Raw genomic sequence first — 12,814 nt, forward strand, 5'->3', positions numbered from 1 at the left:
CGCATGGGCCGCCACGCCTTTCAGCGGCTGCTTATGGCGATCCCCGTGCTGCTCGGGGTCGTCCTGGTCGGGTTCCTGCTGATGCAGGTGGTGCCGAGCGATCCCGCGGTGGTTCGCGCCGGGCCCTCGGCCACGCCGGACGTGGTCGCGGCCATCCGCCGCGACATGGGGCTGGACGAGCCGCTGTATCAGCAGTTCGGCATCTATCTCTGGCGCCTGCTGCACGGCGATCTCGGCGTTTCCATCATCAACAACGTCCCTGTTATGCAGGAGCTCGGCAACACGGTGGGACCGACGCTGGAGCTGATGTTCGCCAGCCTGATTTGGGCCATCCCGCTCGGGATCGCCCTCGGCACCGCCGGCGCCTACTGGCGCGGCACGGTGGTGGACCGGATTATCACCGCCATCGCCGTCGCGGGCGGCTCCATTCCCGTCTTCTTCCTGGGCCTGCTGCTGATCTGGTATGTCGGCTTTAAGCTCCAGCTCCTGCCCTTCACCGGCCGCGCCGGCCCGCTCTGGACTTCTGAGGGGCTGCAGGCCATCGCCCTGCCGGCGATCGCGCTGGGCGGCACCTTCATCGGGCCCGTGGCGCGGATGACGCGAACGGCGGTGCTGGACGTGCTCGGCGTGGACCATGTCCGCACCGCGCGGGCGAAGGGCCTTGGCGAGTTCCGCGTCGTCACCCGCCACGCGCTGCGGAACGCGCTGATCCCCGTCGTCACCCTCATCGGGCTGCAGATCGGCTTCCTGCTCGGCGGCGCGGTGGTGACCGAGACGGTCTTCTCCTGGCCCGGCGTGGGGCGGCTGGCCGTGGGCGCGATCCTCTCGGCCGACTTCCCGATGGCGCAGGGCACGATCATCGTGCTCTCGCTCGGCTTCATCATCATCAACCTTGTCGTGGACGTGCTCTACGCCGCCCTCGACCCGCGCATGAGGACGGGATGAGCGCGACGACGGCGACCCCGATGCCCGTGCCGGCGGTGGAGACTGAGGCCGCCCCGCCGCGGCGCCCCGGCACCCTGGCCCGCCTGGTGAGGGAGCCGGTGGCGGCCGTCTCGCTCGTGCTGGCGGTGGTGCTGATCGGCGCGGCGCTCCTCGCCCCCGTGCTGTCCCCCACCGATCCCTATGACAACGACCTAGCCAGTGCCATGGCGCTGCCGGGTTCCCCCGGCCTGCCGCTGGGCGCGGATGCACAGGGGCGGGACATGGTCACGCGCACCCTCTACGGGCTGCGCCTGACCCTGGCGATGGGCCTCGCCTCCGTCCTGCTGGGCGGCGGCCTCGGCGCACTGATCGGCTTCACCGCCGCCTTCTATCGGCGGCTGGACGCGCTGCTGATGCGGCTGATGGACGTGATGCTGTCCTTCCCCGCCATCCTGTTCGGCCTGGCGCTGGCGGCCATCTTCGGCCCGGGCATCCCGGCCGTGGTGCTGGCGCTTTCGGTGGCCACCGTCCCGCTGATGGCGCGCATCGTGCGCGGCTCAGCGCTCGCCATCATGGCGCTGGACTATATCGAGGCGGCGCGGGCCACGGGCATGTCGGATGCGCGCATCATCCTGCGGCACGTGGCGCCCAACTGCCTGTCGCCCATCTTCGTCTTCGCCACGCTGCGCTTCGGGCAGGTGATCCTGCTGGGCTCCGCGCTCTCCTTCCTCGGCCTGGGCGCGCAGCCGCCCACGGCGGAGCTGGGTGCCATGGCCGCGGACGGGCGCAACTTCCTCTTCTTCGCGCCGCACATCGCCATCATCCCGTCCGTGGGAATCTTCCTGGTGGTGTTGGTCTTCAACTTGCTGGGGGACGCGCTGCGCGACGCGCTGGACCCGAAGCTGCGCGTCTGAACAACCGAGAGGGACTGGGATGATGAAGAGGTTCTGGGGCGCTGCGCTGCTGGCGGCATCCGCGCTGCTGCCGGCCGGCCAGGCGCTGGCGCAGGCCGCGCCGCGCGACACGCTGGTGATCCTGCGCGAGATCGACGCCGACCGCTACGATCCCGCGCGCTCCGCCGCCACCGCGGCCGGCGACGCCCTGTTCCTGATGGCTGACACGCTCGTCTCCATGGACTGGGACCAGCGCACCATCCGCCCCGGCCTCGCCGAGCGCTGGGAGGTGAGCCCGGACGGGAAGACCTACACCTTCCATCTCCGCCGCGACGTGAAGTTCTGCGACGGCAAGCCGATGACGGCGAAGGATGTCGCCTACTCCATCACGCGCTGGGCCGATCCCGCGACCCGCAGCCCCGTGCGCTACCGCGCCGGCGTGGTGGAATCCGTCACGGCCGTCGATGACTACACGGTCGAGTACAAGCTGAAGGAGCCGTACAGCGAGCTCCTCAACCAGCTCACCCAGTACTTCGCCTCCATCGTCGACCAGGCCACGGTCGAGAAGCTTGGTGATAATTTCGGCGTGCAGGGCTTCAACGGCACCGGCCCCTATTGCTGGGCCAGCTGGACGCCGCGCCAGGAACTCGTGATGACGCGCCACGAGGGCTACAACTGGGGTCCGCCGATCTTCCAGAACCCGTCCCCGCAGATCGGGCGCATCGTCATGCGCGTGATCCCCGAGGCGAACACGCGCATCGCCGCCATCCAGTCCGGCCAGGGCGACGTCCTCGGCGGCGGCTACCTGCCGGCCTTCGCGATCGAGGGGCTGAAGCGCGTGCCGACGGTGCGGATGCAGCAGCAGCCCATCTATTTCTACGACATCTTCTTCGGCTTCCGCGTGGACAAGCCGGTGGCGAGCGACCCCGCGATCCGACGCGCCGCCAACCTGGCCGTGAACAAGGACGCCATCACCCGCGCCGCCTATTTCGGCACCGCCGCACCCGCGACGGAGATGATCAACCCCGCCGCACAGGACGCCGATGCCGAGGCCGGCCGGATGATCCCGCGCTACAACCCTGATGAGGCGAAGAAGGTGCTGGACGCCGCCGGCTGGGCGATGGGCCCGGACGGCGTGCGCGTGAAGGACGGCCAGCGCGCCTCCCTGCTCGTCTATGCGCTGCAGCAGCAGATCAACAACACGATGCTTCAGGCCATGCAGGCCGACCTGCGCCGCGTTGGGATCGAGCTGCGGATCCAGCTCTGGGACGCGACCGTGGGCTGGGGCAAGCTGGCGACGCAGGAATTCGACGCCTTCACCATCTCCTACCCCTATGTCTCCGCAACCGACGCGCTGTCGCTCTACTTCGCCTCCGGAAACCGGCCCACGCCGAACCGGATGAACTGGAACGACCCGGAGACGGACGCGCTGCTGGCCGCGGCCAAGACCGCGACCGACCCTGCCGCGCGCGCCGAGGCCATCGGCAAGCTGCAGCGCCGCCTGGCCGATGCGAATGTCTGGATCCCCATGATCCGCACGCCGATGTGGCTCGCCACCTCCACCCGGGTGGAAGGGGCGCGGCCGCACGGCATCTACGGCGTGTCGGTCTACAAGGGCCTGGATATCCGCCTGACGCGCTGACCCTTGCGGGCGGCCGCCACCATTCCGATGGTGGGCGGCCGCCCGTCACCTCTTGCCGGGGACGATCCATGACCATCACCGTGATCCGCGACGCCGATGTGGCCGTTGCCTGGGACGCCTCGGCGGGCCAGCACACCTACCTGACCGGTGCCGATGTCGCGTTCGACGGCGGCATCATCACCTTCGTCGGCCGCGCCTATACCGGCCCGTTGGATGAGGAGATCCCGGGCCGCGGCCTGATGGTGATGCCGGGTCTGGTGAACATCCATTCCCACCCCTCCTCCGAGCCCATGAACAAGGGGCTGATCGACGAGATCGGGTCTCCCGGCCTCTACAACTCCTCCCTCTATGAATACATGCCGATCTTCCGCGCGGACGCGGATGCGGTGCCGAGCTGCGTGCGCGTCGCGCTCTCCGAACTCCTCCTCTCCGGCGTCACCACCGTCGCCGACCTCTCCATGGCGCATCCGGGCTGGCTGGACCTGCTGGCTGAGAGCGGGATGCGCGTCTGCGTCGCCCCGATGTTCCGCTCGGCCCGCTGGTTCACGAAGAACGGCCATGTCGTGGAATATGAGTGGGACGAGGCGGCCGGCGAGAAGGCCATGGCCGAGGCGCTGAACCTCATCGACCGCGCGAAGCAGCATGAGAGCGGCCGCCTGTTCGGCATGGTCGTGCCCGCCCAGATCGACACCTGCGCCGAGGGCCTACTGCGCGAGAGCAGCCAGGAGGCGACGGCCCGCGGGCTGTCCTGGCAGATCCACGCCGCGCAGTCCGTGGTGGAGTTCCACGAGATCACCCGCCGGCACGGGCACACGCCCATCGGCTGGCTCGACTCCATGAACCTGCTGAACGACCGCGCCATCATCGGCCACGGCATTTTCCTGGACGACCATCCCTCCACGCCCTGGCACACCAACTCCGACCTCGGCCGGCTGGCGGAGACGGGCACCACTGTCGCCCACTGCCCCACCGTCTTCGCGCGGCGCGGCATCACCATGAAGAACTTCGGCCGCTACAAGCGCGCCGGGGTGAACATGGGCCTCGGGACGGACACCTACCCCCACAACATGCTCGATGAGATGCGCCTCGTCGGCTATCTCGCCCGCACCCAGGCGACCGACCCGCGCGCCGTGACCACCACCGAGATCTTCGACGCCGCCACGATCGGCGGCGCCAAGGCGCTGGGCCGCGACGATATCGGCCGCCTCGCCGCCGGTTGCCGCGCGGACATCGTGCTGGTGAACGCGGAGCACCCGATGATGCGCCCGGGCCGCGACCCCATGCGCAGCCTCGTCTACGCCGCCGGAGACCGCGCGCTGCGCGACGTCTACGTGGACGGGCAGCTTGTCGTGAAGGACGGCATGGTTCTGACCATGGATTACGAGGGCGCGGCCGCGCATCTGCATGAGGCGCAGAAGCGCATCCTGGACCGTGCCCCGTCGCAGGACTGGGCGCATCGCCCCGTGGAGAAGATCAGCCCGCCGAGCTTCCCCTGGGCATGAGGGCAGGGGAATGAGCGACTCTCTCCTCCGCGTGGAGGACCTCCGCACCGTCTTCCGCAGCAGCAGCGGCGACATCGCGGCCGTGGACGGCGTGACCCTCGAAGTGCCGCGCGGCAAGACGCTCGGCATCGTGGGGGAGAGCGGCTGCGGCAAGTCCATGCTCTCCCTTTCCATCATGCGGTTGGTGCCCAATCCCGGCCGCATTTCCCAGGGCCGGGTGATGCTGGAGGATCGGGACCTCGCCGCCCTCTCCCCGGCGGAGATGCGGGCGGTGCGCGGCGGCGACATCGCCATGATCTTCCAGGAGCCGATGACCTCGCTGAACCCCGTGCACAGCGTCGGGGACCAGCTGATGGAGGCCATGCGCGCCCACGACGCGAAGGCGAGTGCGGCGGAGCTGAAAAACCGCGCGGTGGAAGCCCTGCGCCGCGTCCGCATTCCCTCGCCCGAGCGCCGCTTCGCCGAGTTCCCGCACCAGCTCTCCGGCGGCATGCGCCAGCGCGTGATGATCGCCATGGCGCTGGCCTGCTCCCCGCGGTTGCTGATCGCGGACGAGCCGACCACCGCACTGGACGTGACGGTGCAGGCCCAGATCCTCGACCTGCTGCGGGAGTTGCAGAAGGAGACGGGCATGTCCGTCATCCTCATCACCCACGATCTCGGCGTGGTCGCGGAAATGGCGGACGAGGTGGCGGTGATGTATGCCGGCCGCGTGGTGGAGCGCGGCACCGCGAAGGACATCTTCGAGGACCCGCAGCACCCCTACACCATTGGCCTCCTCGGCAGCATCCCGCGCATCGAGGAGGACCGGGAGCGCCTGCTCTCCATCGATGGCAGCGTGCCGCCCCCCTTCGCCTTCCCGAAAGGCTGCCGCTTCAACCCGCGCTGCCCCTTCGTCATCCCCGCCTGCAAGGAGGCCGACCCGCCCTTGCGCGAGCTCGGCCCCGGCCATCGCGCCGCCTGCATCCGTGCGCCCGTGGAACTCGCTCTGGACATCGCCGCATGAAGGAAGGGCCTCTCCTCGAAGCGGTCTCCGTCGCCAAGCACTACCCGGTGAAGAAGGGGATCATCGTGTCCCGCCAGGTCGGCGCCGTGCGCGCGGTGGACGGCGTCTCCTTCACCCTGCACCGCGGTGAGACGCTGGCGCTGGTGGGGGAGAGCGGCTGCGGCAAGTCCACCACCGCCCGCGTGGTCATGCGCCTGATCGAGCCTACCGGCGGTGACATCATTTTTAAGGGCCAGAACGTCACCAATGTCGCCGGCGCGAAGCTGCGCGCCCTGCGCCGGCACCTGCAGATCGTCTTCCAGGATCCCTATGCCAGCCTCAACCCGCGCCTGACGGTAGCGGATACGATTGCGGAGCCGATGGCCGTGCACGGCATCGGCGACGCTGCCAGCCGCAAGGCCCGTGTGCAGGAGCTGCTGCGCCTGACCGGCCTGCGCGCCTTCCATGCGGACCGCTACCCGCATGAATTCTCCGGCGGCCAGCGCCAGCGCATCGGCATCGCCCGCGCCCTGGCCGTGGAGCCTGAGGTGATGGTGCTGGACGAGCCCGTCTCGGCGCTGGATGTCTCCATCCAGGCCCAGGTGGTAAACCTTCTGGGCGACCTGCAGCAGCGCCTCGGCCTCTCCTACCTTTTCATCGCGCACGATCTGGCGGTGGTGAAGCACGTCGCGGACCGGGTGGCCGTGATGTATCTCGGCCGGATCGTGGAAGTGGCGGGGAAGCGGGAGCTCTTCTCCAACCCGCGCCACCCCTATACGCGCGCCCTGCTGGCGGCCATCCCGCGCCCCGACCCGTCCCGCCGAGGCGCCGTCACGCCCTTGGGTGGCGACCTGCCGAGCCCGCTAAACATCCCGCCGGGCTGCCGCTTCCACACGCGCTGCCCCGTGGCGCAGGCGGTGTGCCGGGAACAGGACCCGCCGCTCCGCGAGATTGCGCCCGGCCATACCGCCGCCTGCCACTTCGCGGAGGACCTGCCGCGCTTCGACGCGGAGGCGGATGGCGGAATCGCCCCCGTCGCTCAGCGCCGCCTCGCGGCCTATGCCGCGGCCCGGGAGCGGCGCGCTCTCGCCGCCGTGCCGGCCCCCTGAGGGAATCGGCCCTGGTCAAGCGGGAAAGGTGCACGATCTTCACCCGGTGACGGGCGAAGCGGAGATGGCCGATGTTCCTTGACCTGCCGGGCGCAGGCCCCCGGCGGCCCGACCCTCCCAAGCCCCGGATCACCCCGAGAGGGGAGAAGGTCCTGGTCTGGATCGTCGCCCTGAACGTCGTCCTGCTGCTCGTCGCCCCCATCGGCGGGGCGACGGTGATCCAGGCGCTGATCAGCCTGCTCCGGTAGGCGGCCCGCCATTGCCCGGGAGGGCACTGCCCCGCAGGATGCCGGAAAAGCCCGGGGGAACACTTCCATGCCTGTCCAGCTGCTCGCGCCGCGCCTGATCCTCTCGGGTGGCGGCGGCGTCGCGGAGGTGGCCGCCGTCCTCGCCCAGCTCGGCCTTTCCCGCCCCCTGGTCATCACGGACCCCTGGATGGCTTCCTCCGGAACCGTGGATCGCGTGCTCGGCCCGCTCCGCGCCGCCGGCATCGCCGCGGAGGTCTTCCACGAGACGGTCCCGGACCCGACCGATACGGTGGTGGAGGCGGGCGTGCGGGCCTTTCGCGCCGGCGACTACGACTGCCTCATCGGCTTCGGTGGCGGCAGCCCGATGGACACGGCCAAGGCGGTCGCCATCCTCGCTGCCGCACCGGAAGGGGTGCACATCCGCACCCTCAAGGTTCCGGCCCAGGCGAACCGGGGCGCCGTGCCCGTGGTCTGCATCCCCACCACCGCCGGCACGGGCAGCGAGGCAACGAAATTCACCGTCATCACCGACACGGCGAACGACGAGAAGATGCTCATCTCCGGCCTCGGCGCGCTGCCGCTGGCCGCGCTCGTGGACCACCACCTCACCTGGACCGTGCCCGCCCGCACGGTGGCGGATACGGGTGTGGACAGCCTGACCCATGCGCTGGAGGCCTTCGTCAGCCGCCGCGCCAACGCCTACAGCGACGACTACGCTCGCCTCGCCATGCGGCTGATCGCGCCCAACCTGCGCCGCGCCTATGCCGACGCGCAGCGCGGCGGCAACGGCCCACGGGACGAGGAGGCGCGGGAGGCGATGATGCGCGGCGCCACCCTCGCGGGCCTCGCCTTCTCCAACGCCTCTGTCGCGCTGGTCCACGGCATGTCCCGCCCGATCGGCGCGCATTTCCACGTGCCGCACGGCCTGTCCAACGCCATGCTGCTGCCCGCCGTCACCCGCTTCGGCCTGGAAGCCGCCCTGCCGCGCTACGCCGAGGCCGCGCGCGTTATGGGGGTAGCGGGGGAGGGGGACGACGACGCCACCGCCGGCGCCAGGCTGGTGGAGGAACTGGAAACCCTGAACCGGGAACTCGGCGTGCCCAGCCCCGCCACCCACGGCATCGCCGCCGATCGCTGGGACGGTCTGCTGGAGACCATGGCCGCCCAGGCCCTCGCCTCCGGAAGCCCCGCCAACAACCCGCGTGTGCCGGACAAGGCGGAGATCGTGGCGCTCTACCGCGAGGCCTATGCCTGAAGGGCATCCGCGGCCCGGATGCTTCGATCCTGCTCCTCCCGCTTCCATGCATCGCTCATGCTCGCGTTTTCGTGATTGAGCGGGCTGCGTCCGCCTGTCCGTCCACTCCGTATCGCCGCGCGGGGCACGCCTCCCGCTTGAGATGGAGAGACGCATGAATCGCACGATCCGCCGCCTTGCCCTGGCCGGTGCCGCCTTCCTCGGCCTCGGGGCCTCAGCCCAGGCCGCGACGCTGATCGGCCTGACCAATGACGGCCAGCTCCTCCGCATCGACACGGAGAGCCGCCGTGCCGCAGCGCCGGTCCGCGTGCGCGGCGCTGAGGGCAAGCTGCTGGGCATCGATGTCCGCCCGGCGGACGGCAAGCTCTACGGCGTCACGGATTCCGGCGCGATCGTCACCATCGATCCCGCCACTGGCGCCGCCACGAAGGTCAGCCAGCTCAACGAGCGTTTCGAATCCGGCGGCCGCGCCGTGGTGGACTTCAACCCGGTGGCAGATCGCCTGCGGCTGATGGGCACCTCCGGCACGAACTTCCGCGTGAACGTGGAGAACGGGCAGGTCGCGCGGGACGGCGCGCTGAAGTACCAGGCCGGGACCCCCCTGGCCGAGACGATGCCGCGCATCAGTGCCGGCGCCTACACCAACAGCATGACGGGCGCGCAGCAGACGATGCTGCTGACGGTGGACGGCGTGCTCGGCCAGCTGAACCTGCAGGCACCGCCGAATGATGGCGTGCAGCAGATGCGCGGGCGGATCGGCCCGGGCGTGGGCGCCTCCGCCGCCTTCGACATCCTTTCCGAGGGGACGACGAACACCGCTTATCTTCTCGCGAGCGGCGTTCTGCACACGGTGAACCTGGAAAGCGGGGCGCCGACGCCGCTGGGCCCCGTCGCCGGGTCCATGGAGGTCATCGACATCGCCGCGATGCGCTGAGGACAGCGCGTAACTGAGAAATGGCCCGGTCAGGCAGTTCCGCCTGACCGGGTTCCGTCCGAAGGCCATCTGGGCTGGCCCGCGCCGCGCCAGGCCGCGATCCAGGCTGGGATCGCCGCGGCCGGAAGCGGCCGACCTACGGCGAAGCCCTGGGCGCGGTCCACCCCGGCCCTGGCCATGGCCTGCCAGAGCGCCGGGCTGGAGATGCCCTCCGCCGTCACCAGCATGCCGCGCGCATGCGCCAGACCCACCAGCCGCTCCAGCTCCGCCCGCGATCGCCGGTTGTGCGGCGCCTCGGAAACGAGGAAGCGGTCCAGCTTGATGCCCGTGAAGGGAAAGCGGAGCAGCGTGTCCCGCCGCTCCTCCAGGCTCATGTCGTCCACCCAGAGGTCATGGCCCGCCTGCCGCAGCCGCAGCACCGCCCGGCGCAGCAGCGGCACGTCGTGCACGGGGGTCGTTTCCGTCAGCTCGATGCCCAGCATGGACGGCCGGAGCCCGCTCTCCCGGCAGAGCCGGCCGAGCCAGGGCACGGTATCCGGGCGCTGCAGCACCTCCAGCGGCAGGTTGATGGAGACAGGCAGCGCGATTTGCGGCCGCAGTATCCGCAAGTCCTGCGTCGCCATGCGCCCGACGGCCCGAGCCACCGCCAGAGCCAGACCGTGCCGCTCCGCCATGGGAATGAAGGCGTCGGGCCCCAGCGGAATGGCTCGGCGCCCATCCGGCCGCAGCCAGCGCACAAGTCCTTCCAGCCCCACCGGCCGGCGGTCGGCAATCCGGACGATGGGCTGGTAGCGCATGGCCACCTCGCCTTCCGCCAGGCCGCGGCGCAGCGCCGCCACCTCATCCGCCTCGCTCGGGTCCGAGCGGCCGGTGATGCGCCGGAGGGCTGCCGTCAGTGCGGCCACGTTCCCGGCGAGCGCGGAATCGAGAAGGAGCACCCGGGTGGGGCTGAAAGGATCCTGCGCCGCCGCATGCAGCGCGCCCCAGCCCCTCTCCTCCGGCTGCGCCTCGCAGAGCAGGCCCATCGGGGGGCGACCGGGCCCGACGAGCCGCGCCGTGGCCTCCTCCGGCGCCACTGGCCGGGCAGGATCCGCCCCGATCCGGTGAAGCGTTTCTTGCACCAGGGCCATCAGCGCCGGGCTGCGGAGCACGGCAAGCAGCTCACCCCCTGGATCGGGCCTTGCCGCCGCGCGGCGCAGGGGAATGCTGTCTCCGTGGGTCGCTTCGAACGGCACCGGCTGAACCTACCACCTCCGCGTGAATCAACCATAACGTTCACACGCGACGGGTGCCTACTCCCCCCAGGTCACGGCTGTGGGATTTGTGGCGCGAAAGTCTCTAGCCACCACTCACCTGCCACGGCGACGTCTCCCAGCGGCTGCGAAGCTCCCCCATGTCCTGACCGATCAGGGCGGCCCAGGCCGGACCGTCGCGGAACTGGGGCAGGATGCCCCGTGCCTCGGCCTGCGCGAGGAACTCCGGATCCGCCACCGCGGCCTGCAGCGCCCGGGCCACACGCGCGGCGGCCTCGGGCGCGATCCGGGCCGGGGCCGCGATGCCGCGCCGCAGCGCACCGTTCACGGGCAGCCCCTCCTCGGCCAGGGTCGGCACATCCGGGAATTGCGGGTGCCGCGCCTGGGCGGCCATGCCGAGCAGAACGAGCTTCTCCTCCCGCACCGCCGTCAGCGCCTCGGGCACCGTGACCAGCGCGGCCGCGACGTTGCCCGCCATGGCCGCCTGGCGCGCCGCGGCGGCCGAGGGGAAGTGCAATTGTTCCATCGGCAGGGAGGCGGCCAGGTCCGCTGCCGCGATGGCGGAGGGGCTGGTGGGAGGCGGCAGGCCGAGCGGGCGGCCATCCGGCCGGTTCCTCAGTGCTTCCAGTTCCGTCCCGGGCGTGGCGACGAGGGCCACCGGTTCCTCCGTCACGGCACCGAGGAAGAGGATGCGGTCCAGCAGCGCCGCCGCGTTCCGCTCCACCGCGCGGGCGAGGAGGACCGGCGTCACGGCATAGGCCAGGACTGAGCCGTCGGCCGGCGCGTCGGCCAGATCGCGCATCACGGCCAGGCCGCCCTCGCCAACCCGGTTCACCACCTGGACCTGCACCAGCTTCAGGTGCCGTTCCAGAAAGGGCGCGAAGCCGCGCACCCAAAGGTCCGTGGCGCTTCCGCCGGCGGCCCCGACGAGCAGGGTCAAGCTCTTCGGCCGGAGCGTGGGCGGCACGTAGGGGGCGGCGCCCTGGCCCTGGGCGCCGCCCGCCCCGGTTGCGAGGAGGGCGGAGGCGCCGAGGAGCGTGCGCCGCGTCGTCATCTCCGCGGTCCCGCCGCGCCCTGGGTCACTCCCTGGCCCTTGGCCACCGCCGGCGCGCGTGGCGCCGGCACCTTCGGCGCCTCCGTCCCCCGCCGCAGCCGGTTCTCCCCGAGGAAAAGCAGGATCGGCGCCGCGATGAAGATCGAGGAGGAGGCGGAGACGACGATGCCGAACAGCATCGTCCAGGCGAAGCCCGCCAGCGTGTCGCCGCCGAAGAGGGCCAGCGGCAGCGCCGAGAGGAACAGCGTCATCGAGGTGCCGAGCGTACGATTCAGCGTCTCGTTGATCGAGCGGTCGATCAGTTCCCGCAGTGGCATCGTCTTGAACTTGCGGAGGTTCTCCCGCATCCGGTCGTAGACCACGACCTTGTCGTTCGCCGAGAAGCCGATGATCGTCAGGATCGCCGCGATCGTCGTCAGGTTGAACTCGATGCGGGTGACGGCGAGGAAGCCGACCACCTTCGTCGTGTCCAGGATCAGCGTGGCGATGGCGCCGATGGCGAACTGCCACTCGAAGCGCACCCAAATGTAGATCAGCATCGCGCCGAGCGAGATGGCCAGCGCGATCAGCCCGCCCGTGAACAGCTCGTCGGAGACCCGGTTGCCCACCGCCTCCGTCCGCAGGATGCGCGTACCGGGCGCCGCCGCCTCGAGCGCCCCGCGCACGCGGGAGACGGCCTGCTGCGTCGCCGCCTCCTCGCCCTGCACGGGCAGGCGGATAAGGACGGTGTCGGCATCGCCGAACTGCTGCAGGCCGACATCGCCAACGTTGAGGCCCGACACGGCGGAGCGGAGCCTGCCGAGATCGGCCGGCCCGGGGGTGCGCGCCTCCATCGTGATCCCGCCCTTGAAGTCGATCCCCTGCTCGAGGCCGGGGTGGAAGGCGAGGATCACGGAGGCGGTGGAGAGGATCGCGGAGACGACGAGCCCCGCGATCCGGCCCTTCATGAACTGGATCTTGGTGTTGTCCGGAACCAGCCGGAACAGGGGGCGGTAGAAGCCGAGCATGTGCGTTT

Annotated in this window: 12 protein-coding genes; 9 read left to right on the plus strand and 3 right to left on the minus strand. The window is 70.7% G+C overall.

The annotated features are described in order from the left end of the window. Nucleotides 1-3 precede the first annotated feature (3 nt). The 9 genes from J5Y10_RS11760 (at nucleotide 4) to J5Y10_RS11800 (ending at nucleotide 9,492) form a co-directional block, all read left to right on the plus strand. Nucleotides 4-945 (plus strand): ABC transporter permease, encoded by a 942-nt coding sequence (locus tag J5Y10_RS11760; protein ID WP_209373788.1) that lies wholly within the window; start codon nucleotides 4-6, stop codon nucleotides 943-945. Next, nucleotides 942-1,838 (plus strand): ABC transporter permease, encoded by an 897-nt coding sequence (locus J5Y10_RS11765; RefSeq protein ID WP_209373789.1) that lies wholly within the window; start codon nucleotides 942-944, stop codon nucleotides 1,836-1,838. Before J5Y10_RS11760 ends, J5Y10_RS11765 begins: the two co-directional genes overlap by 4 nt. 19 nt (nucleotides 1,839-1,857) lie before the next feature. Then, entirely contained in the window at nucleotides 1,858-3,459 is a 1,602-nt protein-coding gene (locus J5Y10_RS11770; RefSeq protein WP_245214606.1) for an ABC transporter substrate-binding protein, read from the plus strand. A 68-nt stretch (nucleotides 3,460-3,527) separates the two neighbouring features. Then, on the plus strand, nucleotides 3,528-4,961 hold the full coding sequence (locus J5Y10_RS11775; RefSeq protein ID WP_209373790.1) for an amidohydrolase family protein: 1,434 nt from the start codon (nucleotides 3,528-3,530) through the stop codon (nucleotides 4,959-4,961). A gap of 10 nt (nucleotides 4,962-4,971) precedes the next feature. Next, a complete protein-coding gene (locus J5Y10_RS11780; protein WP_209373791.1) occupies nucleotides 4,972-5,967 on the plus strand; it encodes an ABC transporter ATP-binding protein in 996 nt (331 codons plus the stop codon). Then, the gene (locus tag J5Y10_RS11785; protein WP_209373792.1) at nucleotides 5,964-7,055 is read left to right on the plus strand and encodes an ABC transporter ATP-binding protein; all 1,092 of its coding nucleotides are present in this window, start codon (nucleotides 5,964-5,966) and stop codon (nucleotides 7,053-7,055) included. The genes J5Y10_RS11780 and J5Y10_RS11785 overlap by 4 nt, the downstream gene beginning before the upstream one ends. A 71-nt stretch (nucleotides 7,056-7,126) precedes the next feature. Beyond that, nucleotides 7,127-7,303, plus strand: coding sequence for a hypothetical protein (locus J5Y10_RS11790; RefSeq protein WP_209373793.1), 177 nt, complete (start codon nucleotides 7,127-7,129; stop codon nucleotides 7,301-7,303). Nucleotides 7,304-7,370: 67 nt separating this feature from the next. Beyond that, the gene (locus J5Y10_RS11795; protein WP_209373794.1) at nucleotides 7,371-8,558 is read left to right on the plus strand and encodes an iron-containing alcohol dehydrogenase; all 1,188 of its coding nucleotides are present in this window, start codon (nucleotides 7,371-7,373) and stop codon (nucleotides 8,556-8,558) included. Nucleotides 8,559-8,712: 154 nt separating this feature from the next. Beyond that, on the plus strand, nucleotides 8,713-9,492 hold the full coding sequence (locus J5Y10_RS11800; protein ID WP_209373796.1) for a DUF4394 domain-containing protein: 780 nt from the start codon (nucleotides 8,713-8,715) through the stop codon (nucleotides 9,490-9,492). A gap of 29 nt (nucleotides 9,493-9,521) precedes the next feature. Here the strand turns inward: J5Y10_RS11800 and J5Y10_RS27835 are convergent, their stop codons facing one another. The 3 genes from J5Y10_RS27835 to secF all read right to left on the minus strand — a co-directional run bounded on the left by J5Y10_RS27835 (nucleotide 9,522) and on the right by secF (nucleotide 12,806). After that, the gene (locus J5Y10_RS27835; RefSeq protein WP_209373798.1) at nucleotides 9,522-10,727 is read right to left on the minus strand and encodes an EAL domain-containing protein; all 1,206 of its coding nucleotides are present in this window, start codon (nucleotides 10,725-10,727) and stop codon (nucleotides 9,522-9,524) included. Nucleotides 10,728-10,830: 103 nt separating this feature from the next. Next, complete coding sequence (locus tag J5Y10_RS11810; protein ID WP_209373800.1) at nucleotides 10,831-11,799, minus strand: tripartite tricarboxylate transporter substrate-binding protein; 969 nt, start codon at nucleotides 11,797-11,799, stop codon at nucleotides 10,831-10,833. Next, nucleotides 11,796-12,806 carry a protein translocase subunit SecF gene (gene secF / locus J5Y10_RS11815; protein ID WP_209373802.1) on the minus strand — a complete coding sequence of 337 codons (1,011 nt, stop codon included), beginning with the start codon at nucleotides 12,804-12,806 and terminating at the stop codon, nucleotides 11,796-11,798. Before secF ends, J5Y10_RS11810 begins: the two co-directional genes overlap by 4 nt. Nucleotides 12,807-12,814: the final 8 nt, after the last annotated feature.

The sequence above is a fragment of the Roseomonas indoligenes genome, from assembly GCF_017813365.1.
Taxonomy (GTDB): domain Bacteria; phylum Pseudomonadota; class Alphaproteobacteria; order Acetobacterales; family Acetobacteraceae; genus Roseomonas; species Roseomonas indoligenes.

Bases quoted from the DNA above. Each gene is read 5' to 3' on its own strand.
- J5Y10_RS11760 (WP_209373788.1), top strand. From the start codon at position 4: ATGGGCCGCCACGCCTTTCAGCGGCTGCTTATGGCGATCCCCGTGCTG.
- J5Y10_RS11765 (WP_209373789.1), top strand. From the start codon at position 942: ATGAGCGCGACGACGGCGACCCCGATGCCCGTGCCGGCGGTGGAGACT.
- J5Y10_RS11770 (WP_245214606.1), top strand. From the start codon at position 1,858: ATGATGAAGAGGTTCTGGGGCGCTGCGCTGCTGGCGGCATCCGCGCTG.
- J5Y10_RS11775 (WP_209373790.1), top strand. From the start codon at position 3,528: ATGACCATCACCGTGATCCGCGACGCCGATGTGGCCGTTGCCTGGGAC.
- J5Y10_RS11780 (WP_209373791.1), top strand. From the start codon at position 4,972: ATGAGCGACTCTCTCCTCCGCGTGGAGGACCTCCGCACCGTCTTCCGC.
- J5Y10_RS11785 (WP_209373792.1), top strand. From the start codon at position 5,964: ATGAAGGAAGGGCCTCTCCTCGAAGCGGTCTCCGTCGCCAAGCACTAC.
- J5Y10_RS11790 (WP_209373793.1), top strand. From the start codon at position 7,127: ATGTTCCTTGACCTGCCGGGCGCAGGCCCCCGGCGGCCCGACCCTCCC.
- J5Y10_RS11795 (WP_209373794.1), top strand. From the start codon at position 7,371: ATGCCTGTCCAGCTGCTCGCGCCGCGCCTGATCCTCTCGGGTGGCGGC.
- J5Y10_RS11800 (WP_209373796.1), top strand. From the start codon at position 8,713: ATGAATCGCACGATCCGCCGCCTTGCCCTGGCCGGTGCCGCCTTCCTC.
- J5Y10_RS11810 (WP_209373800.1), bottom strand. From the start codon at position 11,799: ATGACGACGCGGCGCACGCTCCTCGGCGCCTCCGCCCTCCTCGCAACC.
- secF (WP_209373802.1), bottom strand. From the start codon at position 12,806: ATGCTCGGCTTCTACCGCCCCCTGTTCCGGCTGGTTCCGGACAACACC.